General features: G+C 60.9%; 26 protein-coding genes and 1 tRNA gene. 2 read left to right on the forward strand and 25 right to left on the reverse strand.

What is annotated here, in order from left to right; all coding sequences use genetic code 11:
• Positions 1-51: 51 nt before the first annotated feature.
• Entirely contained in the window at positions 52-594 is a 543-nt protein-coding gene (locus AC1DUR_RS08820) for a MarR family winged helix-turn-helix transcriptional regulator (protein ID WP_477718524.1), read from the reverse strand.
• Positions 595-671: 77 nt separating this feature from the next.
• On the opposite strand from AC1DUR_RS08820, the gene AC1DUR_RS08825 reads away from it, so the two are divergent.
• Both AC1DUR_RS08825 and AC1DUR_RS08830 read left to right on the forward strand, forming a co-directional pair.
• Entirely contained in the window at positions 672-2,468 is a 1,797-nt protein-coding gene (locus AC1DUR_RS08825; RefSeq protein WP_477718525.1) for an ABC transporter transmembrane domain-containing protein, read from the forward strand.
• A gap of 146 nt (positions 2,469-2,614) precedes the next feature.
• The gene (locus AC1DUR_RS08830; protein ID WP_477718526.1) at positions 2,615-3,931 is read left to right on the forward strand and encodes a Glu/Leu/Phe/Val family dehydrogenase; all 1,317 of its coding nucleotides are present in this window, start codon (positions 2,615-2,617) and stop codon (positions 3,929-3,931) included.
• A gap of 273 nt (positions 3,932-4,204) precedes the next feature.
• Here AC1DUR_RS08830 and AC1DUR_RS08835 read toward each other — a convergent pair whose 3' ends face one another.
• The 24 genes from AC1DUR_RS08835 to AC1DUR_RS08950 all read right to left on the reverse strand — a co-directional run bounded on the left by AC1DUR_RS08835 (position 4,205) and on the right by AC1DUR_RS08950 (position 26,881).
• A complete protein-coding gene (locus AC1DUR_RS08835; RefSeq protein WP_477718527.1) occupies positions 4,205-4,729 on the reverse strand; it encodes a DUF1178 family protein in 525 nt (174 codons plus the stop codon).
• A 21-nt stretch (positions 4,730-4,750) separates the two neighbouring features.
• The gene (locus AC1DUR_RS08840; protein WP_477718528.1) at positions 4,751-5,365 is read right to left on the reverse strand and encodes an NUDIX domain-containing protein; all 615 of its coding nucleotides are present in this window, start codon (positions 5,363-5,365) and stop codon (positions 4,751-4,753) included.
• A 39-nt stretch (positions 5,366-5,404) separates the two neighbouring features.
• Complete coding sequence (locus AC1DUR_RS08845; protein ID WP_477718529.1) at positions 5,405-5,707, reverse strand: DUF2818 family protein; 303 nt, start codon at positions 5,705-5,707, stop codon at positions 5,405-5,407.
• A gap of 10 nt (positions 5,708-5,717) precedes the next feature.
• Positions 5,718-7,220: an NADH-quinone oxidoreductase subunit NuoN gene (gene nuoN / locus AC1DUR_RS08850; protein ID WP_477718530.1), complete on the reverse strand. Its 1,503-nt coding sequence runs from the start codon at positions 7,218-7,220 to the stop codon at positions 5,718-5,720.
• Between the two features lie 13 nt (positions 7,221-7,233).
• Entirely contained in the window at positions 7,234-8,709 is a 1,476-nt protein-coding gene (locus tag AC1DUR_RS08855) for an NADH-quinone oxidoreductase subunit M (RefSeq protein ID WP_477718531.1), read from the reverse strand.
• Between the two features lie 20 nt (positions 8,710-8,729).
• Positions 8,730-10,766 carry an NADH-quinone oxidoreductase subunit L gene (nuoL, locus tag AC1DUR_RS08860; protein WP_477718532.1) on the reverse strand — a complete coding sequence of 679 codons (2,037 nt, stop codon included), beginning with the start codon at positions 10,764-10,766 and terminating at the stop codon, positions 8,730-8,732.
• A 4-nt stretch (positions 10,767-10,770) separates the two neighbouring features.
• On the reverse strand, positions 10,771-11,079 hold the full coding sequence (gene nuoK / locus AC1DUR_RS08865; RefSeq protein ID WP_011484155.1) for an NADH-quinone oxidoreductase subunit NuoK: 309 nt from the start codon (positions 11,077-11,079) through the stop codon (positions 10,771-10,773).
• Positions 11,076-11,729 carry an NADH-quinone oxidoreductase subunit J gene (locus AC1DUR_RS08870; protein ID WP_477718533.1) on the reverse strand — a complete coding sequence of 218 codons (654 nt, stop codon included), beginning with the start codon at positions 11,727-11,729 and terminating at the stop codon, positions 11,076-11,078. Before AC1DUR_RS08870 ends, nuoK begins: the two co-directional genes overlap by 4 nt.
• A 45-nt stretch (positions 11,730-11,774) precedes the next feature.
• The gene (nuoI, locus tag AC1DUR_RS08875) at positions 11,775-12,275 is read right to left on the reverse strand and encodes an NADH-quinone oxidoreductase subunit NuoI (RefSeq protein WP_477718534.1); all 501 of its coding nucleotides are present in this window, start codon (positions 12,273-12,275) and stop codon (positions 11,775-11,777) included.
• Positions 12,276-12,278: 3 nt separating this feature from the next.
• The gene (gene nuoH, locus AC1DUR_RS08880; protein WP_477718535.1) at positions 12,279-13,352 is read right to left on the reverse strand and encodes an NADH-quinone oxidoreductase subunit NuoH; all 1,074 of its coding nucleotides are present in this window, start codon (positions 13,350-13,352) and stop codon (positions 12,279-12,281) included.
• A complete protein-coding gene (nuoG, locus tag AC1DUR_RS08885; RefSeq protein ID WP_477718536.1) occupies positions 13,349-15,502 on the reverse strand; it encodes an NADH-quinone oxidoreductase subunit NuoG in 2,154 nt (717 codons plus the stop codon). The genes nuoH and nuoG overlap by 4 nt, the downstream gene beginning before the upstream one ends.
• A 17-nt stretch (positions 15,503-15,519) precedes the next feature.
• Entirely contained in the window at positions 15,520-16,914 is a 1,395-nt protein-coding gene (gene nuoF / locus AC1DUR_RS08890) for an NADH-quinone oxidoreductase subunit NuoF (protein WP_477718537.1), read from the reverse strand.
• A 2-nt stretch (positions 16,915-16,916) separates the two neighbouring features.
• Positions 16,917-17,405 (reverse strand): NADH-quinone oxidoreductase subunit NuoE, encoded by a 489-nt coding sequence (gene nuoE, locus AC1DUR_RS08895; RefSeq protein WP_477718538.1) that lies wholly within the window; start codon positions 17,403-17,405, stop codon positions 16,917-16,919.
• 17 nt (positions 17,406-17,422) lie between these two features.
• Complete coding sequence (locus tag AC1DUR_RS08900) at positions 17,423-18,676, reverse strand: NADH-quinone oxidoreductase subunit D (RefSeq protein WP_477718539.1); 1,254 nt, start codon at positions 18,674-18,676, stop codon at positions 17,423-17,425.
• 125 nt (positions 18,677-18,801) lie between these two features.
• On the reverse strand, positions 18,802-19,413 hold the full coding sequence (locus AC1DUR_RS08905) for an NADH-quinone oxidoreductase subunit C (RefSeq protein ID WP_477718540.1): 612 nt from the start codon (positions 19,411-19,413) through the stop codon (positions 18,802-18,804).
• Positions 19,413-19,892: a NuoB/complex I 20 kDa subunit family protein gene (locus AC1DUR_RS08910; RefSeq protein WP_477718541.1), complete on the reverse strand. Its 480-nt coding sequence runs from the start codon at positions 19,890-19,892 to the stop codon at positions 19,413-19,415. Before AC1DUR_RS08910 ends, AC1DUR_RS08905 begins: the two co-directional genes overlap by 1 nt.
• Positions 19,893-19,955: 63 nt before the next feature.
• Complete coding sequence (locus AC1DUR_RS08915) at positions 19,956-20,315, reverse strand: NADH-quinone oxidoreductase subunit A (protein WP_477718542.1); 360 nt, start codon at positions 20,313-20,315, stop codon at positions 19,956-19,958.
• Between the two features lie 100 nt (positions 20,316-20,415).
• Positions 20,416-20,500: transfer RNA gene (locus tag AC1DUR_RS08920), tRNA-Leu, on the reverse strand.
• A gap of 118 nt (positions 20,501-20,618) precedes the next feature.
• Positions 20,619-21,044, reverse strand: a complete 426-nt coding sequence (gene secG / locus AC1DUR_RS08925; RefSeq protein WP_477718543.1) for a preprotein translocase subunit SecG — start codon at positions 21,042-21,044, stop codon at positions 20,619-20,621.
• 33 nt (positions 21,045-21,077) lie between these two features.
• Positions 21,078-21,845, reverse strand: coding sequence for a triose-phosphate isomerase (gene tpiA, locus AC1DUR_RS08930; RefSeq protein ID WP_477718544.1), 768 nt, complete (start codon positions 21,843-21,845; stop codon positions 21,078-21,080).
• Between the two features lie 15 nt (positions 21,846-21,860).
• Positions 21,861-22,883 (reverse strand): NAD(P)H-quinone oxidoreductase, encoded by a 1,023-nt coding sequence (locus AC1DUR_RS08935; protein ID WP_477718545.1) that lies wholly within the window; start codon positions 22,881-22,883, stop codon positions 21,861-21,863.
• A 77-nt stretch (positions 22,884-22,960) separates the two neighbouring features.
• Positions 22,961-25,084 carry a polyribonucleotide nucleotidyltransferase gene (gene pnp, locus AC1DUR_RS08940; protein WP_477718546.1) on the reverse strand — a complete coding sequence of 708 codons (2,124 nt, stop codon included), beginning with the start codon at positions 25,082-25,084 and terminating at the stop codon, positions 22,961-22,963.
• Positions 25,085-25,301: 217 nt separating this feature from the next.
• Positions 25,302-25,568 (reverse strand): 30S ribosomal protein S15, encoded by a 267-nt coding sequence (gene rpsO / locus AC1DUR_RS08945; RefSeq protein WP_011484170.1) that lies wholly within the window; start codon positions 25,566-25,568, stop codon positions 25,302-25,304.
• Between the two features lie 125 nt (positions 25,569-25,693).
• Positions 25,694-26,881 carry a pyridoxal phosphate-dependent aminotransferase gene (locus AC1DUR_RS08950; RefSeq protein WP_477718547.1) on the reverse strand — a complete coding sequence of 396 codons (1,188 nt, stop codon included), beginning with the start codon at positions 26,879-26,881 and terminating at the stop codon, positions 25,694-25,696.
• Between the last annotated feature and the right edge of the window lie 27 nt (positions 26,882-26,908).

Below are 26,908 nucleotides of genomic sequence, written 5' to 3' on the forward strand. Positions count from 1 at the left end.
CCCTCGGGCGCAGTCACCGGGCCGGTTATTGAAGGTGAAGGGGCGTTTGTTTCACTTCTCATTTTTTTCCACCGAGGCTTGAATGGTTTGCGCGTTGTCAAGAATGCGGCGCAAATAGCTTTTGAGGGTTTGCCATTCCTCGACCGAGAAGCCGGCAAGATGAGCGTTCTGGACGCGGCTGAGGATGGCGGGGATTTCCTGGGCAGCGGTGCGGCCCGCGTCTGTCAACTCCAGATTGACCACCCGCCGGTCGTCCGAGGAGCGAACCCGGCGGCATAGCTGCTTGGCCTCCAGCCGGTCCAGCAGGCGCGTCATGGAGCCGGCATCCAGCTCGCACGTGCGCGCCAGTTCGGCCACCGTCGAAGCCCGGCCCATGTAGAGCTTGAGCAGCGGCACCCACTGCGCGTTGGTCAGGCCCTTGGGCTCAAGTTCGCGCTCCACGCCCTGGGCAATCAAGGCAATGATGCGGCGCATCAGGTAGCCGACGCTGTCGTCCGGCTTGTAGCCTTCGGCACGGTAAAACTCCACCAGCGGGCACGAAAGCGCGTCGACGAATGGGTTTGAGTTGTCGGTTGATTTGCTTTTTGAAGCCATGGGCAAATAATACATGCCTAAGCAAATATTGTCAAGGCTGTGTTTGCGATGGCATCTTTAACGGCTAGACTTGCAGGATGGCTACCTCCTCCTCATCGATGACCCGTTCCGCTGCAACCAAGGGCTCGCCCCGCTCCCTGTCGGGCCTCGTGCCCTTTCTGCGCCCTTACCGCGGCCGGATTGCGCTGGCGCTGTTTTTTCTCGTCATGGCGGCCGTGGCCACGCTGGTCTTTCCGCTGGCGCTGCGCAGCCTCATCGATGGCGGCCTGAACGTGACGGACAAGGGCTCCCAACTGATGGCGCTGCGCACCCACTTTTTCGAGTTGTTTGCCGTTGCCGCCGCGCTGGGGCTTTTTTCTGCAGGCCGCTTTTACATGGTCAGCTGGCTCGGCGAACGGGTCACGGCCGACCTGCGCAATGCGGTGTACTCGCATGTGGTGCGGCAAAGCCCCGAATTCTTTGAAACCACGCAAACCGGCGAGGTGCTGTCGCGCCTGACCGGCGACACGACACTGGTGCAGACCGTGGTGGGCTCGTCGCTGAGCATGGGTTTGCGCAACGCCGTGATGGGTGTCGGCGCGCTGGGCATGCTGGTCTACACCAACCCCTACCTGATGGTTCAGGTGCTTGGCGTCCTGCTGCTGATCGTGGCGCCCTCGGTGTGGTTCGGGCGGCGCGTGCGCAAACTCTCGCGTGCCAGCCAGGACCGGGTAGCCGACTCCAGCGCGATCGCAGCGGAGGTGCTGAATGCCATTCCCGTGGTGCAGAGCTATACCGCCGAGTCACGGGAGGCCGCGCGTTTCGACCTGTCCACCACCAACGCCTTCAACACCGCCATACGGCGCACCAGGGCACGCTCGGTGCTGGTGGCGTTCATCATCATTGCCACGTCGGCGGCCCTGCTCTGGGGCCTGTACCAGGGCACCCAGGCGGTGATGCGCGGCGACATCAGCGCCGGCCACCTGGGCCAGACCGTGGTCTATGTGATCATCCTGGCCAGCGCCTCGGCGGTGCTGGGCGAGGTCTATGGGGACCTGCTGCGCGCGGCCGGTGCGACCGAGCGCCTGATGGAGCTGCTGGCATCCCGCTCGCCGGTTGTTTCACCGTCGAAACCAGCCGCGCCCCCCGAGATACGCTCAGGCAGCGCCATTAAATTTGAAGCCGTGACGTTTCATTACCCGTCGCGCCCGGCGCAGGCGGCCTTGAGTGAGCTCACTCTGAGCGTGGCGCCCGGCCAGACCGTGGCCATTGTGGGGCCCAGCGGCGCCGGCAAAAGTACCGTGTTCCAGCTGCTGCTGCGCTTTTATGACCCGGCCTCGGGCCGCATTGAACTGGACGGTGTTGCAACGTCTGACATGGCACTGCAGGACCTGCGCCAGCGCATCGGCATCGTGCCGCAGGACGCGGTGATTTTCTCCACCAGCGCGCTGGAGAACATCCGCTATGGCAAGCCCGGCGCCAGCGATGAGGAAACCAGGGCGGCGGCGCGCGCGGCCTTTGCGCATGAATTCATCAGCGCGCTGCCGGAAGGCTACGACACCTTTTTGGGCGAGCGCGGCGTGCGGCTGTCGGGCGGGCAGCGCCAGCGCATTGCGATTGCGCGGGCCATGCTGAAGAATTCGCCGCTGCTGCTGCTGGATGAAGCCACCAGCGCACTGGATGCGGAAAGCGAGCGCATGGTGCAGGCCGCACTGGAGTCGGCCATGAAGGGGCGGACGACGCTGGTGATTGCCCACCGCCTGGCCACGGTGCAGCAGGCCGACCGCATCGTCGTGCTCGACCACGGCCGGCTGGTCGAGCAAGGAACGCATGCCGAACTGGTGAACCGTGGCGGCGTGTATGCACGGCTGGCGGCGCTGCAGTTCAACGTCTGAGCTGGGCTGGGCAGCCTGTCCAGGCCCGGGAATCGCAAAATCGCATCTATGCATTTTTTGCATGACGATGACCGAACAATGCCTTGGACAGTTTGACTCGCGGCTTCTAAGCTTGGCGACCTGACTGTTCCACAAGGAGATTTTGCATGTCACGAGCATCCACCCCCAGCGCAAGCGCCGCACCAGGCACCCATTCGCTTCCTTCTTACCTGCAGGCCGACAAGCTCGGGCCCTGGGGCAACTACCTACAGCAGGTGGATCGCGTGATACCGCACCTGGGCAGCCTGGGTCGGTGGGCAGAAACGCTCAAGCGGCCCAAGCGCATCCTGGTTGTCGATGTGCCCATCAACATGGACGACGGCACCATTGCGCACTTTGAGGGCTACCGGGTGCAGCACAACGTGTCGCGTGGTCCCGGCAAGGGCGGCGTGCGCTTCCACCAGGATGTGACACTGTCGGAAGTGATGGCGCTGTCGGCCTGGATGTCCATCAAGAACGCGGCGGTGAACGTGCCTTTCGGCGGCGCCAAGGGCGGCATACGCGTCGATCCCAAAACCGTCTCGCTGGGCGAGCTGGAGCGTATCACACGGCGCTACACCAGCGAGATCGGCATCATCATCGGCCCCACCAAGGACATTCCGGCGCCCGATGTGAATACCAACGAGCAGGTCATGGCGTGGATGATGGACACCTACTCGATGAACACGGGCTCCACGTCAACCGGGGTGGTCACCGGCAAGCCGGTCGATCTGGGGGGCTCACTGGGGCGCCGCGATGCCACCGGCCGCGGCGTGTTCACGGTGGGTATGGAAGCGGCCAAGCACATCGACCTGGACGTCAGCAAATCGCGGGTCGCGGTGCAGGGCTTCGGCAACGTGGGCGGCGTCGCCGGCAGGCTGTTCCATGAAATGGGGGCGCGTGTCGTGGCCGTCCAGGATCATGGCGGCACGATTTACCGCGAAGCCGGTCTGGACGTGCCAGCCCTGATCAGGCATGTGGCCGAAACCGGCAGCGTGGGAGGCTTCCCGAACGCGGAAGTGATTGCCAATGATCTGTTCTGGGAAGTCGACTGCGACATCATGATTCCGGCTGCGCTGGAAGAGCAGATCACGGCCGCCAACGCCGGCCGCATCAAGGCACGCATGATCATCGAAGGCGCCAACGGCCCGACCACGCCCGAAGCCGACGACATCCTTCAGGAACGCAATGTACTGGTGCTGCCCGACGTGATTGCCAACGCCGGTGGCGTGACCGTCAGTTATTTTGAATGGGTGCAGGACTTTTCCAGCTTTTTCTGGGACGAGGGCGAGATCAACGCACGCCTGGTCCGCATCATGAAAGAGGCTTTCGCAGGTGTCTGGCAAGTCGCGCAGGACCACAAGGTAACGCTGCGTACCGCGACGTTTATCGTGGCCTGCAAACGCATCCTGCATACCCGCCAGCTGCGCGGTCTGTACCCCTGAGTCGCTGAGTCAAGAGGAGCCCATCGCGCCAAAGAGCTGAGTGCAATGAACGACTTTGGCGGCTCGACACTTTAAGCAAGGGCCGCGGAACCGGCTCAGCCGGGCCGCAGGCGCAGCGGCCCCCGAGGGGCTGGAGCTACACAAAGTGAGCGACCGTGGGCGACTCCCTCTTCACCAGCAGGGGCCGCGGGACTGGCTTTGCCAGACCGCAGGCGCAGCGGCCCCCTCGGGGGGCAGGGAGCTACACGAAGTGAGCGACCGTGGGGGCCAATTTCACTGCAGGGTTTCCTTGACGGCCAGGGGCAGTGGCAAGGGCATGACATCAATGCCCTCTTCCACCAGCTCCACGGCTTCGCGCGCGCTGGCCTGGCCGCGAATGCTGCGTGCCTCGGCCTCGCCGTAGTGCATGCGCCTTGCTTCGTCGGCAAAGCGTTCACCAACGTCCTCGGTATGAGCCACTACATGGCGCAACGCTTTGAGGAAGGCGGCCTGTTCGGCAGGGCTTGCACCGGCCACCACACTGGTCAGGGCGTCCCCGCGAGATGCTGCAGCGCCTTCCCGGACGCGCGGAGCAGGCGCGGTGGATTGTGCCTCCTGCGGCCCCTGGCCCACTGCGGCCGGGGCCGGGTGCCCGCCGAGATTGAGCCGTGGTGCGCTGGGCAGCTTGTGAATGCCCTTGTCGGCACACATCGGGCATTCAACCAATCCACGCGCCAGTTGCGTCTGAAAATCGTCCTCAGACGCAAACCAGCCTTCAAAGGAATGCTGGTGCGCACACTGGAGATTCAGGACTTTCATGAGCGGATTATCGCAAGGTCGCTACGGCGCGGTGGTTTGCCAGTCCAATGCCCATAGCCCCGACAGCACGTTTTGCAACCACAAGGCGCCGGTGAGGGTCTTTGCATCGGTCACCCGCCCATTGCCGCACCAGGCCAACAGTTCGGCCGGCGTCGCGGTGAACACTTCGAGGAATTCGCCGCTGTCCAGTTGCCGGCTTCCCAGCGTGAGGTCGCGGGCAAACCAGATGTCAATGAATTCGGTAGAGTAGGAAATCACCGGGTGCAGCACACCGGCTCGCGCCCACTGCCGCGCGGTATAGCCGGTCTCCTCCAGCAGCTCACGCTGCGCACACGCCAGCGATGCCTCGCCGGCATCCAGCTTGCCGGCAGGAAACTCAATCATGACGGAGCCCATCGGATAACGGTATTGGCGCTCCAGCACCAGCCGGCCATCATCGAGTTGCGCCACGATCATCACAGCGCCAGGGTGGATAACGTACTCGCGCTCAGTGTGGGTGCCATCAGGCAGTCGGACGGTATCGCGGCGGACATGAAGAAAATTCCCCTTGAGGATGTCTTCGGAGCCGACTGGCGTCTCGGTCAGATGGCTGAATTCGCTCAATTTACTCACTTCGCTCAATTTGCTGGAGTCCATGCTGCTTTCCTTGCCTGCGACAGCAGGCTCATGAGCGATTCATGAGCGATGCCTGAACAGGTAACGCCAGGTGAAACCGGGAAATGCAAAGGTAATGAAGAGTGTGCCCGTGATGGCATAAAACTCCCAGCCCTGCGGCGCGATTTGACCGGCGCGTTGCTCCAGAAAAAGACCCACACCGCCCGTGATCAGGTACCAGACCAGCAGTTCCAGCAATCGCACCGCCAGATTTTTGGGTGTCTTGAGCGCAAACACCCCGAAAAGGCGGTTGCTGACGAAGGGCAGATTGGCCAACAGCAAAGCCAGCAACACAACCACCCAGACTGAAACGGTCTGGCTCATGAGGGAAGGCCTAGCTTCCCAGCGACTTGACGATGCTGCTGACGGACTGTGCGCACAAGGTCATCAGGCCACCGGGGACAATGCCCAGGATCAGAATGAGCGCGCCATTGACAGCCAGCACGGCCTTGGCGTCTGCCGGCGCCGAGATCGGCTGCGCATTGTGGCTCTCGGGCGCATCAAAGTACATCACCTTGACCACACGCAGGTAGTAGAACGCGCCGATCAGCGACATCATCACCGCAAAAATGGCCAGCAACAGATAGCTGGTCAGCTGCGATGAAATCAGCGCTTGCAGCACCGCCAGCTTGGCATAAAACCCGACCAGCGGCGGCAGCCCGGCCAGCGAGAACATGGCAATTGCCATGACCCCGGCATACAGCGGGCTGCGCTGGTTGAGGCCGGCGAGGTCGGTGATTTCTTCAGACTCATGCCCGGCACGGGCCAGCAACAGGATGATGCCGAAAGCGCCCAGCGTGGTGAGCACATAGGTCACCGCATAGAACATTGCCGCACTGTAGGCCGTTTCGGTATTCATCTGGTTGCCGTTGACCACGCCGGACAGCAGGCCGAGCAGAAGGAACCCCATCTGCGAAATCGTTGAGAACGCCAGCATGCGCTTGAGGTTGGATTGCGCCACGGCAGCCAGGTTTCCAATGAGCAGCGAGCCGATGGCCAGCAACGCCAGCATCTGCTGCCAGTCAATCGCCAGGGGCAACAGACCTTCCACCAGAAGGCGAATGCAGATTGCAAAGGCCGCCAGCTGCGGCGCACCGCCAATCAGCAGGGTGATAGCAGTCGGCGCGCCGTGGTAGACGTCGGGCAACCACATATGGAAAGGCACGGCGCCGAGTTTGAACGCCAGGCCAGCCACGATGAATACCAGGCCAAACACCAGCACCTGGTGCTTCACCTGCCGGCTGGCGATGGCATTGAAGACCTCATTGAGGTCCAGCGAGCCGGTCGCGCCATACAGCATCGACAGGCCGTACAACAGAAAGCCGGACGCCAGCGCACCCAGCACAAAGTACTTCATGGCAGCTTCCGTGGCGGTGGCATTGTCACGGCGCAAGGCGACCAGGGCGTAACTGGACAGCGTCATCAGCTCCAGGCCCATGTAGATCACGAGGAAGTTATGACCCGAGATCATCACGAACATGCCCAGCAAGGCAAACAGGCCCAGCGTGAACAGCTCGCCACCGCGCAACATGTCGCGATCGGCGGCATAAGGCCGGCTGTAGACCAGCGTGACCATCAGGCTGATGCTGGCAAAACACTTGAGCCAGCCGCCCATCGGGTCGCTGACCACCATGTTGCCAAAGCCGTAAAAAGTCTGACCGCCCAGCGCATAGAAAGCTTCCATGGCAGCGACCACGGCCAGGGTCAGCAAGGTCAGTACATAGGTAACGGTGCGGCGCGGGGTTTTCACCCCGAGATCCAGTAGCGCAATCACGCAGGCCATGACCACGAGGACGATTTCAGGATAAACCGTGATCCAGGAGAGTTTGTCAATCATCTGAATTCTTTGCCTAGTTCAGTTTCGATACGGCCACATGCTTGAGCAGGTCCGCCACCGAGGTGTCCATCACGTCGGTAAACGGTTTGGGATAAATACCCATGTACAGCACGGCGATCGCCAGCAAGGCAAGCGTCAAAAATTCACGGCTGTTGATATCGGTCAGGGCCTTGACGTCATCGTTGGCGACCGGCCCGAGGTAGACACGCTTGAACATCCACAGCGTGTAGGCGGCACCAAAAATCAGTGCCGTCGCGGCGGCGGCGCCCATCCAGAAGTTGGACTTGACAGCGCCCAGAATGACCATCCATTCGCCGACAAAACCGGCCGTGCCCGGCAAGCCGCAGTTGGCCATGGCAAACAGCAAGGAAAACGCTGCAAACTTGGGCATGGTGTTGACCACGCCGCCGTAGCTGGCGATCTCGCGCGAGTGAACGCGGTCGTACAGCACGCCGATGCACAGGAACATGGCGCCCGACACAAAACCGTGGGAGATCATCTGCACGATACCGCCTGAAACACCCAGGTCACTGAAGATGAAGAAACCCAGAGTGACAAAACCCATATGCGCCACCGACGAATAGGCCACCAGTTTTTTCATGTCTTGCTGCACCAGGGCTACCAGCCCGACATAAATCACGGCAATCAGCGACAAGCCAATCATCAGCCAGGCCCATTCGTGGGTGGCGTCCGGTGCGATCGGCATTGAAAAACGCAGGAAACCATATGCGCCCAGCTTGAGCATGATGGCAGCCAGCACGGCCGAGCCGCCTGTGGGGGCCTCGACGTGCACGTCGGGCAACCAGGTGTGGACGGGCCACATCGGCACCTTCACCGCGAACGCGGCAAAGAGGGCGAAGAACAGCAGGGTCTGCACCGTACCGCCCAGCGGCAGCTTGTGCCACGTGAGAATGTCAAAACTGCCGCCCGACTTGTTGTACAGAAAAATCAGCGCAACCAGCAACAACAGTGAGCCAATCAGCGTGTACAGGAAAAACTTGAAAGCGGCGTAGATCTTGTTCGGGCCACCCCAGATACCGATGATCAGGTACATCGGAATCAGCGTGGCTTCGAAGAACACGTAAAACAACAGGCCGTCCAGCGCGGTAAACACGCCAATCATGAGCCCGCTGAGAATCAGGAAGGCCGCCATGTACTGATTCACACGCGTCGTAATCACTTCCCAGCCGGCAATGATGACCACCACATTGATGAAAGCGGTCAGCAGCACAAACCACAGCGAGATGCCGTCCACGCCGAGGTGGTAATTGACATTGAAGCGCTGTATCCAGGGACCTTTTTCGACGAACTGCATGGCCGAAGTACCCAGCTGAAAGCCGTCATATAGGGGCAATGTCACCAGAAAACTGACCACGGCACCGATCAGCGCGATCCAGCGCACACTGCGTGCCTGCTCGTCACGACCCAGCGCCAGCAACACGACACCGAAAATAATCGGCATCCAGATGGCAAGGCTCAACAAACCCATTCTTGTTCTTCCTTGATGTTTTATTTATTGAGCCAGACGAAATACGTCATCAACACAAAGACGCCGACAATCATGCCGAAGGCGTAGTGGTAGATATAGCCCGATTGCAAACGGCGCACGACACCCGATACCCAGCCCACCAGCTTCCACGAGCCGTTGACCAGTGCGCCGTCGATCAGCGCCTCGTCGCCGCCCCGCCACAGACCCGTACCTATCGCACGCGTTGCGCGGGCCAGCACGTTCTCATTGAACCAGTCGAAGTAGTATTTGTTCTCGAGCAAGGTGTAGAGGGGTTGCACCGCGCGCTTGATGCGCGCGGGCAGCGCGGGGTTGACCAGGTACATGTAATACGCCAGCACCACGCCCGACAGCGCCAGCCAGAACGGTGCCGTCATCAGGCCGTGCAACGCCATTTGCGCCGGGCCGTGGAAGGCTTTGGCCAACTCCTCCATCGCGGGATGCTTTTCGGCATTGAAGAAAATTGCGTCCTTGAGGAACTCGCCAAACAGCATGGGCTGGATCGTCATGAAGCCGATGACCACCGACGGAATGGCCAGCAGAATCAGCGGTACCGTGACCACCCACGGCGACTCGTGCGGTGGCTGATGTTCTTCGCGATGGTGGTGCGGATCCGGCTCCTCGCTGGCGTCATGGTGATGTCCATCGGGGTTTTGGTCAAACCGCTCTTTGCCGTGGAACACCAGGAAGTACATGCGGAAGGAATAGAAGGCCGTCACGAACACGCCGGCCAGCACCGCGAAATGTGCAAAACCGGCGCCCGCCAGGTGGCTTTCATGCACGGCCTCAATAATGCTGTCCTTGGAATAAAAGCCGGCGAACAGCGGTGTGCCGATCAGCGCAAGCGATCCCAGCAGCGAGGTGATCCAGGTGATGGGCATGTACTTGCGCACGCCGCCCATCCAGCGGATGTCCTGGTTGTGGTGCAGGCCGATGATCACCGAGCCGGCTGCCAGAAACAGCAGGGCCTTGAAGAAAGCGTGCGTCATCAGATGGAACACGGCCACGGAGTAGGCGGAAGCACCCAGCGCCACCGTCATGTAACCCAGCTGCGACAGGGTGGAGTAAGCCACCACGCGCTTGATGTCGTTCTGGATGATGCCGAGAAAGCCCATGAACAGTGCCGTGATCGCTCCGATCACCATGATGAAGCTGAGTGCGGTATCACTGAGCTCAAACAGCGGTGACATGCGCGCCACCATGAAGATACCGGCCGTCACCATGGTGGCCGCATGAATCAGCGCGGAAATCGGGGTCGGGCCTTCCATGGAATCGGGAAGCCACACATGCAGTGGGAACTGGGCCGACTTGCCCATGGCGCCGATAAATAGGCAGATGCAGATCACGGTAATCAGCATCCAGCCGGTTCCCGGGAACACCAGTCTGGACAGCTCGTCCGCCTTGGCAAAGGCTTCGGCATAGTTGAGCGTACCGGCGTAGGCTGCAATGAGACCAATACCCAGGATGAAGCCGAAGTCCCCCACACGGTTGACGATGAAGGCCTTCATGTTGGCAAAAATGGCGCTCGGCTTGTTGAACCAGAAGCCGATCAGCAGGTAGGAAACCAGGCCCACCGCTTCCCAGCCGAAGAACAGCTGCAGCATGTTGTTGCTCATCACCAGCATCAGCATGGAGAAAGTGAAGAGCGAAATATAGGCAAAGAAGCGGTTGTAGCCGTCGTCCTCTTCCATGTAGCCAATCGTGTAGATGTGCACCATGAGCGAGACAAAAGTCACCACGCACATCATCATGGCCGTCAGACCATCGACCAGGAAGCCGATTTCCATCTTCAGACCGCCCACCACCATCCAGGTGTAGAGCGTTTCATTGAAGCGAGCCCCCTCAAGCGCCACGCTTTTGAGCGTCATGGCCGAGATGACGAAAGCCACCAGCACACCCAGAATGGTGAAGGTGTGGGACAGGCGGCGGCCTATCCAGTTGCCACCAAAGGAGGTGCCCAGAATACCGGCCAGCAAGGCGCCGGCCAGCGGTGCCAGCGGAACGGCCAGCAATGTTGATGCAGAAAGGGTTGCGCTCATTGTTTTAACCCTGGAGCGTGTTGAGTTCGTCGACGTTGATGCTGGACTTGTTGCGGAACAGCAGCACCAGGATGGCCAGGCCGATGGCGGATTCGGCGGCGGCGACGGTCAGGATGAAAAACACAAACACCTGCCCGGCCATGTCGTTCAGGTAGTAGGAAAACGCCACAAAATTCATGTTGACCGCCAGCAGCATGAGCTCAATGGCCATGAGCAAAATAATCAGATTTTTTCGGTTCAAAAAAATACCGATGACCGACAGCGCAAACAGCATGGCGCCCAGCGAAAGAAAATGTCCCAGCGTGAGCATCATGATTGTTTTTCCTCGATGGGAGTTGCCGTACCCAAAGTAGCAGGTGCGGCGACCACAGACTTCATCTTGACCAGGCTGACCCGGTCTCCCCGCTTGACCCGGACCTGATCGGAAGGATTGATGTATTTGGAGTCTTTGCGTTCACGCAAGGTCAGTGCAATGGCGGCAATCATGGCCACCAGCAGGATCACCGCCGCAACTTCCAGCGGGTAGAGGTATTCCGAATACAGGAGCTTTCCCAGCTCTTTGGTGTTGGAGACCTGCGCGCCAATCTGTCCCGGTGCAGTGGCCACTTTGGGAGGCTCGCGGAACCCCCCCATCAGCACATAAGACATCTCCAGCGCGATGATGGCACCCACCGAGCCGGCCAGCGGGAAATGCTTCCAGAAGCCCTTGCGCACGCTGTCAAGATTGATGTCCAGCATCATGACCACGAAGAGAAAGAGCACCATGACGGCGCCGACGTAGACAAGCACCAGCGTGATGGCCAGAAACTCGGCCTTCAGCAAAATCCAGACGGCGGCCGCCTGGAAAAATGCCAGCACCAGGTACAGCGCTGCATGCACCGGATTGCGCGCGGTAATCACCCGGAATGCCGCAAACAGCAGCACCGCGGCAAAGACATAAAAAAGACCTGTTTTAGCGTCCATGTTGTTGTGGATTCTTTCTTGAGCCGGCTTGCGTGGCGAGGTGGTTCAACGGTATTTGGCGTCAGCCGCCCTGTTGGCGGCAATTTCGGCCTCATAGCGGTCGCCCACGGCCAGCAGCATCTCTTTGGTGAAATACAGGTCACCACGTTTTTCACCGTGGTATTCAAAGATGTGGGTCTCGACAATTGCGTCCACCGGGCAGGCTTCCTCGCAGAAACCGCAAAAAATGCATTTGGTCAGATCGATGTCGTAGCGCGAGGTGCGACGGCTGCCGTCGTCCCGCACGTCAGATTCGATGGTGATGGCCAGTGCCGGGCAAATCGCCTCGCAAAGCTTGCAGGCAATGCAGCGCTCTTCGCCGTTTTCATAACGGCGCAACGCGTGCAGTCCCCGGAAACGCGGGCTCAGCGGAGTTTTCTCTTCGGGAAACTGAACCGTGATCTTGCGGCTGAACATGTACTTGCCGGTCAGGGCCATGCCCTTGAACAGCTCGGTGAGCATGAAGCTCGAAACAAAATCCTTGACGGAGGCGACTGCGGAAGACATGGTTTATTTCCAGATGTTGTAGGGGGTCTGCATCCAGGCCCCAACGACCACCAGCCAGACCAGGGTCACGGGAATGAAGATCTTCCAGCCCAGGCGCATGATCTGGTCGTAACGAAAACGCGGGAAGGTGGCGCGCACCCACAGGAACATGGTGACCACAACAAAGGTCTTGGCGCCCAACCAGATCCAGCCCGGAATGAAGCTCAGGGCTTCGACGGGCGGCAACCAGCCGCCCAGGAACAGCAGCACGGCCAGGATGGCGACCAGCCACATGTTCGCGTATTCGGCGAGGAAGAACATTGCGAAGGCCATGCCCGAGTATTCGACCATATGGCCGGCCACGATTTCGGACTCGCCTTCGACCACGTCAAACGGATGGCGGTTGGTCTCGGCCAGGCCGGAGATGAAGTACACGACAAAGATCGGCAACAACGGCAGCCAGTTCCAGGACAGGAAAGTCCAGCCATGGCTGGCCAAAGTTCCCTTGCCCTGGCTCATCACGATGTCGGTCATGTTGAGGCTGCCCGACACCATGAGAACCACCACCAGGCAAAAGCCCATGGCGATTTCATAGCTCACCATTTGGGCCGACGCGCGCATGGCCCCAAGGAAGGCGTACTTGGAGTTCGAGGCCCAGCCCGCAATGATCACGCCGTACACCTCCATCGAGGTGATGGCCATCAGGAACAGCAGTCCGGCATTGATATTGGCCAGTGCAACGTCGGGGCCAAAAGGCACGACCGCCCAGGCAGCCAGCGCCGGCATGATGGTCATGATCGGTCCCAGCACGAACAGGCCCTTGCTGGCGGCCGTCGGGATGATGATCTCCTTGGTGAGCAGCTTGAGCGCATCCGCAATCGGCTGCAACAGGCCGGAGGGACCCACGCGGTTGGGGCCCAGGCGGATCTGGGTAAAACCGATGGCCTTGCGCTCCCACAGGGTGAGATAGGCAACGCAGCCCATCAGGGGCAGCAGGACGCAGACGATCTTGATGAGCGCCCACAACACGGGCCAGACCGTGGCCGGCCAGATGCCACCCATCAAGCCCTGGCCAAAACCATACACTGTGTCAATCATGCGCCGGCTCCTTCCAGCCTTGGTTCAAGCCGGGCGCCTTGGCGCGCATCGGCGGTCAGCTGCAGCGAGGTGGCACGCCTGACCAGTCCGTCAAGCTGGTAAATTTTGGCAACGGCGGGTACAGGGCCTGCTGCGACCAAGGTGATGTCGGCTTCGCTGGCGTTGCCCAGCCTGTCGGCTGGAACCAGAGCAGCGTCCACGCCGGCAATCTGCTTGAGCACATCCTGCGAGGACTCAAAATCAAAACCAGGCAAACCGAGCAGGTTGGCCAGGACGCGCAAGACTTTCCAGGCCGGACGCGTCTCGCCCAGAGGTTTGACGACCGCATGAAAACCCTGCACGCGCCCCTCTGCGTTGACAAACGTACCGGGCGTTTCCGTGAACGGAGCGATCGGCAACAGCACGTCGCTGAAGTCCATATTGGCCTTGAAGGGGCTCAGCGTGACAACCATCTGGGCGGTATTCAGCGACGCTTTGGCCCGGGCGCCTGCCGCCGAGTCAAACTCGGGTTCGTTGTTCAGCAGGATGACCGCTTTCAGCTTGCCGTCCAGCATCTGCGCGGCATTGAGGCCATGGTTGCCCGGCAAGGCACCCGCCAGCTGAGCACCTACGGTGTTGGCCGCTTCGGTCAGGTAGCCAACGGTCGCGCCGGTCTGCCTGGCAATCCAGCCAGCCAGAGCCAGCAGGCTGGATGCATTGGCATGGTGGGCCGCGGCATTGCCCAGCAGGACGGCTTTGCGCTCACCACCCAGCAATGACGTGGCAATCGCCTTGGCGGCATCGGTGGCCTGCCCGGCTGCAGGTGCGGACACACCCTTTTCGGCGGCAATCGCCGTGGCCACATCGGCGAGAGCCTGCGCCCAGGTGTCCGGTCCGGCCATCAGCGCGTGGGTCACCGGCATGGCCCAAGCATCTGCCGAAGCCAGTTCGGCTACCGAATTGATGGCACTGAGCGTACATCCCTTGCGAACCGACTGGCGAATGCGCTGCGCAAACAGGGGGTGGTCCTTGCGCAGGTTGGAGCCGACCACCAGCACGCGTTGCAATTGCGACAGCGACGCAATGGAGGTGCCGAGCCAGCGGATGGACGGAGACGCCGAAAATTCCGCGTGGCGCAAACGGTAGTCGATATTCTCACTGCCCAGGCCGCGCATGAGCGAGGCGGCCAGGTACAGTTCTTCCAGCGTGCTGTGGGGGCTGGCCAGTGTGCCGATGCTGGCGGCGCCGTGATCGGCCTTGATCTGTTTCAGGCCATTGGCCACGTATTCAAGCGCAGTCTGCCAGTCGACCGTCTTCCATACCCCGCCCTGCTTGAGCATCGGGGTGGTCAGCCGCTCGTCGCTGTTCAGGGCTTCATAGGAAAATCGGTCGCGGTCGGCGATCCAGCATTCGTTGACGTCTTCATTCTCCAGCGGCACCACACGCATGACCTTGTTGCTCTTGACCTGGACAATCAGGTTGGCGCCGGTGGAGTCGTGCGGGCTGATTGATTTGCGGCGCGACAGCTCCCAGGTACGGGCGCTGTAGCGAAACGGCTTGCTGGTCAACGCACCGACCGGGCAGAGGTCGATCATGTTTCCGGACAGTTCGGAGTCCACCGACATTCCAACGAATGTTTCAATTTCAGCATGCTCGCCGCGGTGCGACATGCCCAGCTCCATCACGCCGGCGATTTCCTGGCCAAAACGCACGCACCGGGTGCAGTGAATGCAGCGGCTCATTTCCTGCATGGAAATCAGCGGACCCACGTCCTTGTGGAACACGACGCGTTTTTCTTCTTCGTAGCGCGACTCGCCGCCACCGTAACCCACGGCCAGGTCCTGCAGCTGGCATTCGCCGCCCTGGTCGCAGATGGGGCAATCCAGCGGGTGGTTGATCAGCAAAAACTCCATCACGCCCTTTTGGGCCTTGATGGCTTTTTCATTCTTGGTGTGCACGATCATGCCCTGCGTCACCGGCGTGGCGCAGGCTGGCATCGGCTTGGGCGCCTTCTCTATGTCCACCAGGCACATGCGGCAGTTCGCCGCAATGGAGAGCTTCTTGTGGTAGCAAAAATGCGGAATGTAGGTGCCGGCTTTTTCAGCAGCATGCATGACCGTGCTGCCTTCGAGCACTTCCACTTTCTGGCCGTCGAGTTCTATTTCAACCATATGTTTTCTTTCCGCAATCAGGCCGGTGTTGCAGCTTGGGCTGAGGCGGCTTGTGGTGTCTGTGTTTTGATCATGGCCTCGAACTCATGGCGAAAATGCTTGATCATCGCGCGGACCGGCATCGCGGCGGCATCACCCAGCGCACAGATGGTGCGGCCCTGAATGTTGTCGGCCACCGAGTTGAGCAGGTCCATGTCGGTTTGCTTGCCGTGGCCGTTATGGATACGGTCCACGACGCGCCACAGCCAGCCCGTGCCTTCGCGGCAGGGCGTGCATTGCCCGCAGGACTCGTGCATGTAAAAGTATGACAGGCGCTTGAGCGACTCGACCATGCAACGGCTGTCGTCCATCACGATCACCGCGCCCGAGCCCAGCATGGAACCAGCCTTGGCGATGGAGTCGTAGTCCATCGTGCAATCCATCATGATGGAAGCCGGCAGCACCGGCGCGGATGAACCACCGGGAATAACCGCCTTGAGCGTGCGGCCCTTGCGCACGCCGCCCGCCAGTTCCAGCAGTTTGGCAAAGGGTGTACCCATGGGCACCTCGTAGTTGCCGGGCAATTCGACGTCGCCGGAAACCGAGTAAATCTTGGTACCACCGTTGTTGGGCTTGCCGCACTCCAGGTAGGCCTGGCCGCCATTGCGGATGATCCACGGCACGGCGGCGAATGTTTCGGTGTTGTTGATGGTGGTGGGTTTGCCGTACAAACCAAAGCTGGCAGGAAATGGCGGCTTGAAGCGGGGTTGGCCTTTTTTGCCTTCCAGCGATTCCAGCAAAGCGGTTTCTTCGCCGCAAATATAGGCCCCAAAACCATGCGAGGCATGGAGCTGGAAAGTGAAGCTGCTGCCGAGAATCTTCTCGCCGATCAGGCCGGCAGCCCGGGCCTCGTCAAGCGCTTCTTCAAAGCGCCGGTAGGTCGTAAAAATCTCGCCATGGATGTAGTTGTAGCCGACGCTGATGCCCATCGCATAAGCCGCAATCGCCATGCCCTCGATCACGCTGTGCGGGTTGTACTGCATGATGTCGCGGTCTTTGCAGGTGCCCGGCTCGCCTTCGTCGGAGTTGCACACCAGGTACTTCTGCCCGGGGAACTGGCGCGGCATGAAGCTCCACTTCAGCCCGGTCGGAAAACCCGCGCCACCACGGCCGCGCAGACTGCTCGCCTTGACTTCGGCAATCACCTGGTCCGGTGTCAATCCTTCGCCACCATCCTTGCTGAGGATTTTGCGCAGGGCCTGGTAGCCACCGCGCGCTTCGTAGTCCTTCAGACGCCAGTTGCTGCCATCAAGGTCTGCAAGAATTTGCGGCTCGATATGCCGGCCATGAAAACAGGTCTGCACGCCCGTTGCCGCAAATTGCGCCAGCACGTTCTGCGCCGCAGTGTCAGGGAGGTTGCTTGAGAGCGTCATGCTTATTTCGCCTCGGCGGATTTGAGACCATCGATGAGCTGGTCCAGTTTCTCATCGCTCATGAAGCTGCACATCGTGAGGTCGTTGACCAGCATCACCGGGGAGTCCGCGCAGGCCCCCAGGCATTCGGACTGCTGCAGCGTGAACAGGCCGTCGGCCGTTGTCTGGCCCATGGAAATTCCCAGCTTGTGCTCCAGGTGCTTGAGCGCCTTGGCGCCATCGCGCAACTGGCACGGCAGGTTGGTGCAGACATTGAGTTTGTACTTGCCCACCGGCTGCTGGTTGTACATGTTGTAGAAGGTGGTGACTTCGTGCACGGCGATCGGCGCCATGCCCAGGTAGTCGGCCACCAGCTTCTCGCTCTCGGCACTGACAAAGCCCTGCTCTTCCTGCACGATCGTGAGGCAGGCCATCACGGCTGACTGCTTCTGGTCCGCAGGGTACTTGGCAACCTCGCGGTCAAAACGGGCTTTGGTTTGTTCAGAAATCATGGTTGAAATCATCAGGTTTAGCGATCAATTTCACCGAACACAATGTCCATGGTGCCGATCACGGCGACGGCGTCGGCGATCATGTGGCCGCGCGACATTTCGTCCATGGCCGCCAGGTGCGGGAAGCCGGGCGGGCGGATTTTCAGGCGGTATGGCTTGTTGGCGCCATCGCTGACGATGTAAATGCCGAACTCACCCTTGGGATGCTCGACAGCCGCATAGGCCTCGCCCTCGGGCACGTGAAAACCTTCGGTGAAGAGCTTGAAGTGGTGAATCAGCTCTTCCATGTTGGTCTTCATGGATTCGCGGTCAGGTGCCGCGACCTTGTGGTTGCTGGTAATCACCGGGCCGGGGTTGACGCGCAGCCAGTCGATGCATTGCTTGATGATGCGGTTGGACTGGCGCATCTCCTCAATGCGAACCAGGTAGCGGTCGTAGCAATCGCCGGTTTTCCCAACGGGAATGTCGAAATCCATGCGGTCGTAGACGTCATAGGGCTGCTGCTTGCGCAGGTCCCAGGCAAAACCGGAGCCCCGGAGCATGGGGCCGGTGAAACCGAGGTTGAGCGCGCGCTCGGGCGACACAACCCCCACACCCACGGTGCGCTGCTTCCAGATGCGGTTGTCGGTCAACAGGGTTTCGTACTCGTCAACCAGCTTGGGGAATTTGGCCACGAAGTCGTCAATGAAGTCGAGCAGGGAGCCCTGGCGGTTTTCGTTCAGCGCCGCAATGGCCTTGGCGTTCTTGATCTTGCTGACCCGGTACTGCGGCATGGTATCGGGCAGGTCGCGGTAAACACCTCCCGGCCGGAAGTAGGCCGCATGCATGCGCGCACCCGAGACGGCCTCGTACATGTCAAACAGCGCCTCGCGTTCGCGAAAACAGTAAATCAGGATGTTCATCGCACCGCAATCGAGACCATGCGCACCCAGCCACAGCAGATGGTTGAGCAGCCGCGTGATTTCCGCGTACATCACGCGAATGTATTGCGCACGTATGGGCACATCCACGCCCAGCAATTTCTCGATGGCCAGGCAGTAGGCCTGCTCGTTGGACATCATCGACACATAGTCGAGCCTGTCCATGTAGGGCAGCGACTGGATGTAGGTTTTGCTTTCGGCCAGTTTTTCAGTGGCGCGGTGCAGCAGGCCGATGTGCGGGTCGGCGCGCTGGATGACCTCACCATCAAGCTCCAGCACGAGGCGCAAAACGCCATGTGCCGCCGGATGCTGCGGTCCAAAATTGAGCGTGTAGTTTTTGATTTCAGCCATGGTCTACCAAATTTTTGCAGTGCTAATGCCGCCGCGCCGGGCCGCCCCAAGCAAGGCAGCGCCCCACTCTTTAGTGCAAGGGGCAGCGAACTGCCGCAGGCTCACGCAGTGACGAGCGTGGGGGCTCATTGAAGGCCACCGTAGTTGTCCTCACGAATCACGCGCGGCGTGATCTCGCGGGGCTCGATGGTGACCGGCTGGTAAATCACGCGCTTTTGCTCGGCGTCATAGCGCATTTCCACATGGCCCGTGGTCGGAAAATCCTTGCGGAAAGGATGGCCGATAAAACCGTAGTCGGTCAGGATGCGACGCAGATCGTTGTGGCCTTCAAAGATGATGCCGTAGAGGTCAAACGCTTCGCGCTCGAACCAGTTCGCCGAGTTCCACACACCGTTGAGCGAATCAACGACCGGAAAATCGTCGTCAGGGCAAAACACCTTGAGCCGCACGCGCTGGTTCAGGCTGACCGACAGCAGATGCGTGGCAACGCAGTAGCGCAGGCCATCGTACTGACCATCCTTGTATTCGGAGTAGTCCAGGCCGCACAGGTCAATCAGCTGCTCGAAGCGGCAGCCTGCCGCATCGCGCAACAGAACGGCCGACGCGAGGTAATCGGCGGCGCCGACCGTCACGGTCACCTCACCCAGCGCGATCTTCAGGCTCTTGACCTTGTCGCCGAGCACCGCCGCGATGGTGTCGCCAAGCTGCGTGGCGGAAACGGGAAACGAGGACAGCATCAGGCCCTCGCGATCGTATTGGTGCGGCGAATTTTCTGCTGCAACTGGATGATGCCGTACAACAGCGCTTCGGCGGTGGGCGGGCAGCCCGGCACATAGACATCCACCGGAACGATGCGGTCGCAACCGCGAACCACGGAATAACTGTAGTGGTAGTAACCGCCTCCGTTGGCGCAGGAGCCCATGGAGAGCACCCAGCGCGGCTCGGACATCTGGTCGTACACCTTGCGCAGGGCGGGCCCCATCTTGTTGCACAGCGTGCCGGCAACAATCATCAGGTCGGACTGGCGCGGGCTGGGGCGAAACAGCATGCCGAAACGGTCCAGGTCATAACGGGCCGCACCCGCATGCATCATTTCCACGGCGCAGCAGGCCAGACCAAAAGTCATGGGCCACAGCGACCCGGTCTTGGCCCAGTTGACCACCGAGTCGTAACTCGTGGTCATGAAGCCTTCGTTGAAAACACCTTCAAGTGACATACCCGTACCTTATTTGGTGGATTTGGTGGCGACCTCGTCGCGAAGAACCCTCGGGATCTTTTCTTATTCCCAGTCCAGCGCACCCTTTTTCCACTCGTAGACAAAGCCCACGACCAGAATGCCCAGGAAAATCATGACCGACCAGAAACCCACCGGACCGACTTCCTTGAGCGCAACCGCCCAGGGAAAAAGGAACGCGATTTCGAGGTCAAAAAGAATGAAGAGGATGGCGATCAGGTAGTAGCGCACATCGAATTTCATGCGGGCATCCTCGAAAGCTTCGAAGCCGCACTCGTAGGGGGAATTTTTTTCGCTGTCGGGACGCACCGGGCCCAGCAAACGACCCAGCACCTGGGGCACCACACCGACACCCACACCGACCAGAATAAACAGGAGAACAGGAAGGTATTGATCGAGGTTCATCGTGGATTCAACTTCTGAAAAGCCACCTGCGCGGCTTGTTTCAGCTTGCCGTTTGCCCCGACAGCTTCGCCCAAAGCGCCGCTGCCGATGCTTGTCAATCTGGTGCGGACGGCGAGACTCGAACTCGCACACCTTTCGGCACTACCCCCTCAAGATAGCGTGTCTACCAATTTCACCACGTCCGCGGTATTCAGCTGTCTGGATGGCATGAGGAAACCTTGCGGTTTTGAGCTTCCCAGACAGCTTTAGAGTTTAACCTGAAATCGCGCCACTCCCGGCTGGGCGCGACACCTTTTAATCACGTTATTTCGTCGGGATTTGCGCAGCCCCCGATGCGGCGGGTGCAGGCGGCACAGGAACTGCCGGCCTGGCGCCCGCAGGTGCCGTGGTGCCCGGAATTTGTGCGGCAGGCCCGGACGCGGCGGGCGCGGGCGCCGAAGCGGACCCCGAGACAGCAGCCCCTTCCAGCACGCTGGAACTGGTGCGCGGCTGCGCATTGCCGAAGTACGCCAGCAGCAGGGTGCAGGCAAAAAACACCGCGGCCAGCACGCCGGTGGTGCGGGACAGAAAGTTGGCGCTGCCACTGGCGCCAAACAGGCTGCCCGAGCCGCCGCTGCCAAACGCTGCACCCATGTCGGCGCCTTTGCCGTGCTGCACCAGGATCAGGCCAATCATGCCTAAGGCGGCGAGCATTTGCAGGGCAAGGACAACGGTCAATACAACGTTCATATTTACTCCTAATTTAATAGCGTTCTGCGCCGGTCAAACCTGGGCTGCAGCAATAATTTTTAAAAAATCCGGGGCTTTGAGCGAGGCGCCGCCTATCAGGCCGCCATCGATGTCGGGCTGGCCCAAGAGCGTCGCCGCATTGGCCGCATTCATGCTGCCGCCATACAGAATTTTCACACGCATCGGATGGTCGGTCGCCGCCTTGAGCTGGGCCCGCAGCACCGCATGAACCGCCTGCGCCTCTTCGGGCGAGGCCGTTTTGCCAGTGCCTATGGCCCAGACGGGTTCGTAGGCCACCACGATCTCGCTGATGCAGTGCCCGTTGACATGAATCACCGCCGCGAGCTGGCGCTTGACCACCTCTTCCGTGTGGCCGCCTTCGCGCTCGGCCAGCGTTTCACCAATGCAGACGATGGGCGTGATCCCTGCCGCCAGTGCAGCCCTGGCCTTGTCGGCCACCAGCGCATCTGTTTCGCCGTGGTACTGGCGACGCTCGGAATGGCCCACGATCGCATAGCGGCAGCCGAAATCCTTGAGCATGGCCGCACTGACCTCGCCGGTGTAGGCACCGGAGGCTTGCGCGGAGACATCCTGCGCCCCCAACGCCAGGGTCGACAGGCTGGGTTGGCCCGACGTCAGGCTGTGAACCTGCGCCAGGTAGGGCGCGGGTACGCATACGGCCACCTCGCAGGTGAGCGGGAGGCTCAGGTCTTTCAACCCTTCCCCCAGCGCCTCCAGCAACGCGGCATTGGCAGCCAGGCTGCCGTTCATCTTCCAGTTTCCCGCAATCAGCTTTTTCATCCTGCTTGGCCTTGATTACCAGGTTAAAACGATTTTTCCGACATGCTGGTTGGACTCCATCAGTGCATGGGCCCGGGCTGCACCGCTGCCCGTATCACTGCCTGCATCCACCGCCGCAAAGGTGCTGTGAATGACGGGCTTGATCGCCCCACTGGCAATCAGCGGCCAGACTTTTTCCTTGAGCGCCTGTGCAATGGCGGCCTTGAACGCCAACGGACGGGGCCGCAGCGTCGAACCGGTGATGGTGAGCCTCCGGCGCAAAACCAGGCCGGCATTGACTTCCGCCCTGGCACCGCCCTGCAATGCAATGATGACCAGACGGCCATCTTCGGCCAGGCTTTCGACTTCACGGGAGACGTAGCTGCCGGCCACCATGTCAAGAATGACATTGACGCCCTGGCCGTTCGTCAGTTTCTTCACTTCTTCAACGAAGTCGGCGGTCTTGTAGTTGATTGCATGGTCGGCACCCAATGCGAGGCAGGCTGCGCACTTGTCATCGCTGCCCGCTGTCACCACAACCCTGGCGCCCAGCGCCTTGGCCATCTGGATGGCCGTGACGCCAATGCCGCTGGAGCCGCCCTGAATCAGAAGCGTCTCGCCGGCTTGCAGGCGCGCACGTTCAAAGACATTGCTCCAGACCGTAAAGAAGGTCTCCGGCAGCGAGGCCGCTTCCGCATCGCTCAGTTCCCGGCCGTTCCCCGTGGGCACGGGAAGGCATTGCCCCACGGGAGCCACGCAGAGCTCCGCATAGCCGCCACCCGCGACCAGCGCGCAAACGCGGTCACCGATCTTGAAACCGGCCGCCGCCATCGCTGCGGCATCACCTGCCACAATCTCACCCGCCACTTCCAGGCCGGGAATATCCGAAGCACCAGGCGGGACCGGGTAGTTCCCCGTCCGCTGCAAGACATCCGGGCGGTTCACGCCACTGGCCTTGACGCGAATCAACACTTCACCGGCGCCGGCTTGCGCGTCAGGGCGTTCGCCCAGACGCAGCACCTCAGGCGCACCATAGGAGGTGATTTCAATGGCTTTCATAGGGATTCCAGATCATTTGCGCCGTCAGGCCGCATATTCAGGGACTGACGGCTACAAAATCAATAGCAGTTAAAAGATTAACCCCGGTCCTGATCCTGATTTTGGGCAGGACGGTCCAGCAAGGCCTTCATCGACAGCTTGACGCGGCCTTTTTCATCGGTCTCCAGAACCTTGACCTTGACGATCTGGCCTTCGCTCAGGTAGTCGGTGACCTTCTCGACACGCTCGTGGGCGATCTGGCTGATGTGCAGCAGGCCGTCCTTGCCGGGCAGCAGGTTGACCAGTGCACCGAAGTCCAGGATCTTGGTGATGGCGCCTTCGTAGACCTTGCCGATTTCGACTTCCGCGGTGATCTCGGCAATGCGGCGCTTGGCTTCGTCGGCCTTGGCGCTGTCGTTGGAGGCGATGGTGATCGTGCCGTCTTCTTCGATGTTGATCTGGGTGCCGGTTTCTTCGGTCAGCGCACGGATGACGGCGCCACCCTTGCCGATCACGTCACGGATCTTCTCGGGATTGATCTTCATCACGTAGAGGCGCGGCGCGAAGTCAGACACCTCGGCCTTGGCTTCACCCATGGCTTCCTGCATCTTGCCCAGGATGTGCATGCGGGCTTCCTTGGCCTGGGCCAGCGCGACCTGCATGATCTCTTTCGTGATGCCCTGGATCTTGATGTCCATCTGCAGCGCGGTGATACCGAAGGTGGTACCGGCCACTTTGAAGTCCATGTCGCCCAGATGATCTTCGTCACCCAGGATGTCGGTCAGCACGGCGAAGCGGTTTTCTTCCTTGATCAGGCCCATGGCGATACCAGCCACGTGCGCTTTCATCGGAACGCCGGCGTCCATCAGCGACAGGCAGCCGCCGCAGACCGAAGCCATCGACGAGGAGCCGTTGGATTCGGTGATTTCAGACACCACGCGCATGGTGTACGGGAATTCTTCCTTGGTGGGCAGCACGGCGATCAGCGCGCGCTTGGCAAGCCGCCCATGGCCAATCTCGCGGCGTTTCGGGCTGCCAACGCGGCCGGTTTCGCCGGTGGCGAACGGAGGCATGTTGTAGTGCAGCATGAAGCGGTCTTCGTAGTCGCCCGACAACGCGTCAATGCGCTGCGCGTCGCGCTCGGTGCCCAGCGTGGTCACGACCAGCGCCTGGGTTTCGCCGCGCGTGAACAGGGCGGAGCCGTGGGTACGGGGCAGCACGCTGTTGCGGATTTCAATGGCACGCACGGTGCGCGTGTCGCGGCCGTCAATGCGTGGCTCGCCGGCCAGGATCTGGCTACGGACGATTTTGGCTTCGATGTCGAACAGCATGCCTTCAACGGTCACGCCGTCGAATTCCACGCCGTCGGCTTTCAGGGCGGCCATCACGTCGGCATAGGCCACGCGACAGGCTTGCGTACGCGCCTGCTTGCTGCGGATCTGGTAGGCGGCCTGCAGCTTGACACCAGCGAGTTCGTTGACCTTGGCGATCAGCGGCTCGTCTTTCGCGGGCGCTTGCCAGTCCCAGACCGGTTTGCCAGCGTCGCGCACGAGTTCATGGATCGCGTTGATGGCGATATTGCCCTGCTCGTGGCCAAACACCACGGCGCCGAGCATGATTTCTTCAGACAGCTGCTGGGCTTCGGACTCGACCATCAGCACAGCGGCTTCGGTGCCAGCCACGACCAGATCCATCTTGGAATCTTTCAGCTGGGTCTTGCCGGGATTCAGCACATACTGGCCATCGATATAGGCCACGCGTGCGGCGCCAATCGGGCCATTGAACGGAATGCCGGAAATCGACAGCGCAGCGCTCGAAGCGATCAGCGCAGGAATGTCGCCCTCCACTTCAGGGTTCAGCGACAGCACGTGGATCACGACCTGCACTTCGTTGAAGAAGCCTTCGGGGAACAGCGGACGGATCGGACGGTCGATCAGGCGGGACGTCAGCGTTTCAAATTCGCTGGGGCGGCCTTCGCGCTTGAAAAAGCTGCCGGGAATGCGGCCGGCTGCATAGGTTTTCTCGAGGTAATCAACGGTCAGGGGGAAGAAGTCCTGGCCGGGCTTGGCATCGGTCTTGGCGACCACGGTGGCCAGCACCACGGTGCCGTCCATGTCAACCACGACGGCACCGCTGGCCTGGCGTGCGACTTCACCGGTTTCCATCGTGACCTTGTGCTGGCCCCACTGGAAGGATTTGGTGACTTTGTTGAAAATGCTCATGTTATTGCTCCACTAGATGCGGGTGCATGAGGCTGCACCCTGGGGCCCGGAGCGGGGCTGGCTGAACACGATGCCATTCCACAAAACGCCTGAATCACGGGGTGATGAGGACTTTTCTTGTGGAATGACACAGCGCGCGTTCGTTTTGCCTTGCTCCGAAGTAAAAAGCGCCTGAGCTAGGTGAACTAACTCAGGCGCTCTCAAATCGTTTTACCGTTTATTTACGCAGGCCAAGCTTGGCGATCAGCGCGGTGTAACGGTCGGCGTCTTTGGACTTCAGGTAGTCCAGCAGCTTGCGGCGGCGGCTCACCATGCGCAGCAGGCCGCGGCGACCATGGTGGTCTTTGGCGTTGGCCTTGAAATGGGGGGTCAGCTCGTTGATGCGGCCGGTCAGCAGCGCCACTTGAACTTCAGGACTGCCGGTGTCGTTGGCAGCGCGTGCGTTGGCCTTGACAATCTCGGCCTTGATTGATTTCTCGATCATGTTTTTCCTCTTGCAACTTGTGCACTTGCGAGCGAGGCAGCGTTCCCGACATGGGAGTTGACCGCCTTCGTCGTGTTCTGGCAGGCCAGCCTTGAAAAGGCCGTACGACTACGCAGAGCCTTGGATTATAGCCCAAGCCAGCGCCGCAGGCGATCCACGCCCTGCCCCAGCCTGGCCACGTCCTGGCTGGCAAAACACCAGCGCAGCCAGCCCTGGGCTTCGGGCGTGGGGTTGACCATAAAGGCGTTGCCTGGCGCCAGGCCCAGCCCGGCCTCGACAACCAGCCGTTTGGCCGTGTCCAGCGAATCGTTAAACCCCGCCTGCCCTTCCAGCCTGAAAAAGGCGTACATCCCGCCTTTGGCCGGCGCCACCTGCACACCGGGCACGGCCTGCAGCAAGGGAATCAGCGTGTCGCGGCAGGTCTTCAGGTGGCCCACCACGCGGGGCGTGATGTCCGCCGTGCGCTCAATCGCCACCAGCCCGGCCCGCTGGACAAACACCGGGGCGCAGGACGTGTTGAACTCCACCAGCTTGCCCATGTGCGGCGTCATCGAAGCCGGCATCACCAGCCAGCCCAGGCGCCAGCCCGTCATGAGAAAGCTCTTCGAAAAGCTGTGGACGACGACGAGACGGTCCTCCGGGGCGGCAATATCCAGAAAGCTGGGGGCGCAGCCGTTCGGTGTGGCTTCGAAATACAGCCGCTCATAGACCTCGTCGGCCAGAATCCAGGTGCCCGTACGCCGGCAGTGCGCCAGAAGCGCCTCCTGCTCGGCGCGCGTCAACGTCCAGCCGGTCGGGTTGTTGGGGGCATTCACGATCAGCAGCTTGGTCGCGGGCGTGATGGCCGTCAGCAGTTCCGCCATGTCGAGCTGCCACTGCCCCGCTACCGGCCTGAGGCTGACGCACTTCACCCGGGCACCCAGGATGGCTGGTTGCGCCGTCAGGTTAGGCCAGACCGGCGTCACGGCCACCACCTCGTCGCCGGCATCCACCAGTGCCTGCACAGCCAGCATGAGCGCATTCACGCCGCCCGACGTGACGGCGATGCGCCCAACACCTATGGGGGCGGCACCCGGGCAACGCAGCGCGGTGGCGTAGCGGGCAATGGCTTCCCGCAACTCGGGCAGGCCCAGGTTGTGGGCATAGAAAGTCTCGCCCTGCTGCAGCGAAGCCATCGCGGCGTCGCGGATGAAAGCAGGCGTGACCTCGTCGCTCTCGCCAAACCAGAACTTGAGCACGTCGGTGCGGCCCATGCCGGCATTGGCGACCTGGCGGATCATCGATTCCTCAAGATTCAATACTGCCTGTCGCATGCTTGCCTTTCAATTCAGTGGATGCAG

This window comes from Polaromonas sp. P4_F4 (genome assembly GCF_056401355.1).

Coding starts and splice junctions, on each gene's coding strand:
- AC1DUR_RS08820 (WP_477718524.1), bottom strand. CDS start 594: ATGGCTTCAAAAAGCAAATCAACCGACAACTCAAACCCATTCGTCGAC.
- AC1DUR_RS08825 (WP_477718525.1), top strand. CDS start 672: ATGGCTACCTCCTCCTCATCGATGACCCGTTCCGCTGCAACCAAGGGC.
- AC1DUR_RS08830 (WP_477718526.1), top strand. CDS start 2,615: ATGTCACGAGCATCCACCCCCAGCGCAAGCGCCGCACCAGGCACCCAT.
- AC1DUR_RS08835 (WP_477718527.1), bottom strand. CDS start 4,729: ATGAAAGTCCTGAATCTCCAGTGTGCGCACCAGCATTCCTTTGAAGGC.
- AC1DUR_RS08840 (WP_477718528.1), bottom strand. CDS start 5,365: ATGGACTCCAGCAAATTGAGCGAAGTGAGTAAATTGAGCGAATTCAGC.
- AC1DUR_RS08845 (WP_477718529.1), bottom strand. CDS start 5,707: ATGAGCCAGACCGTTTCAGTCTGGGTGGTTGTGTTGCTGGCTTTGCTG.
- nuoN (WP_477718530.1), bottom strand. CDS start 7,220: ATGATTGACAAACTCTCCTGGATCACGGTTTATCCTGAAATCGTCCTC.
- AC1DUR_RS08855 (WP_477718531.1), bottom strand. CDS start 8,709: ATGGGTTTGTTGAGCCTTGCCATCTGGATGCCGATTATTTTCGGTGTC.
- nuoL (WP_477718532.1), bottom strand. CDS start 10,766: ATGAGCGCAACCCTTTCTGCATCAACATTGCTGGCCGTTCCGCTGGCA.
- nuoK (WP_011484155.1), bottom strand. CDS start 11,079: ATGATGCTCACGCTGGGACATTTTCTTTCGCTGGGCGCCATGCTGTTT.
- AC1DUR_RS08870 (WP_477718533.1), bottom strand. CDS start 11,729: ATGGACGCTAAAACAGGTCTTTTTTATGTCTTTGCCGCGGTGCTGCTG.
- nuoI (WP_477718534.1), bottom strand. CDS start 12,275: ATGTCTTCCGCAGTCGCCTCCGTCAAGGATTTTGTTTCGAGCTTCATG.
- nuoH (WP_477718535.1), bottom strand. CDS start 13,352: ATGATTGACACAGTGTATGGTTTTGGCCAGGGCTTGATGGGTGGCATC.
- nuoG (WP_477718536.1), bottom strand. CDS start 15,502: ATGGTTGAAATAGAACTCGACGGCCAGAAAGTGGAAGTGCTCGAAGGC.
- nuoF (WP_477718537.1), bottom strand. CDS start 16,914: ATGACGCTCTCAAGCAACCTCCCTGACACTGCGGCGCAGAACGTGCTG.
- nuoE (WP_477718538.1), bottom strand. CDS start 17,405: ATGATTTCTGAACAAACCAAAGCCCGTTTTGACCGCGAGGTTGCCAAG.
- AC1DUR_RS08900 (WP_477718539.1), bottom strand. CDS start 18,676: ATGGCTGAAATCAAAAACTACACGCTCAATTTTGGACCGCAGCATCCG.
- AC1DUR_RS08905 (WP_477718540.1), bottom strand. CDS start 19,413: ATGCTGTCCTCGTTTCCCGTTTCCGCCACGCAGCTTGGCGACACCATC.
- AC1DUR_RS08910 (WP_477718541.1), bottom strand. CDS start 19,892: ATGTCACTTGAAGGTGTTTTCAACGAAGGCTTCATGACCACGAGTTAC.
- AC1DUR_RS08915 (WP_477718542.1), bottom strand. CDS start 20,315: ATGAACCTCGATCAATACCTTCCTGTTCTCCTGTTTATTCTGGTCGGT.
- secG (WP_477718543.1), bottom strand. CDS start 21,044: ATGAACGTTGTATTGACCGTTGTCCTTGCCCTGCAAATGCTCGCCGCC.
- tpiA (WP_477718544.1), bottom strand. CDS start 21,845: ATGAAAAAGCTGATTGCGGGAAACTGGAAGATGAACGGCAGCCTGGCT.
- AC1DUR_RS08935 (WP_477718545.1), bottom strand. CDS start 22,883: ATGAAAGCCATTGAAATCACCTCCTATGGTGCGCCTGAGGTGCTGCGT.
- pnp (WP_477718546.1), bottom strand. CDS start 25,084: ATGAGCATTTTCAACAAAGTCACCAAATCCTTCCAGTGGGGCCAGCAC.
- rpsO (WP_011484170.1), bottom strand. CDS start 25,568: ATGATCGAGAAATCAATCAAGGCCGAGATTGTCAAGGCCAACGCACGC.
- AC1DUR_RS08950 (WP_477718547.1), bottom strand. CDS start 26,881: ATGCGACAGGCAGTATTGAATCTTGAGGAATCGATGATCCGCCAGGTC.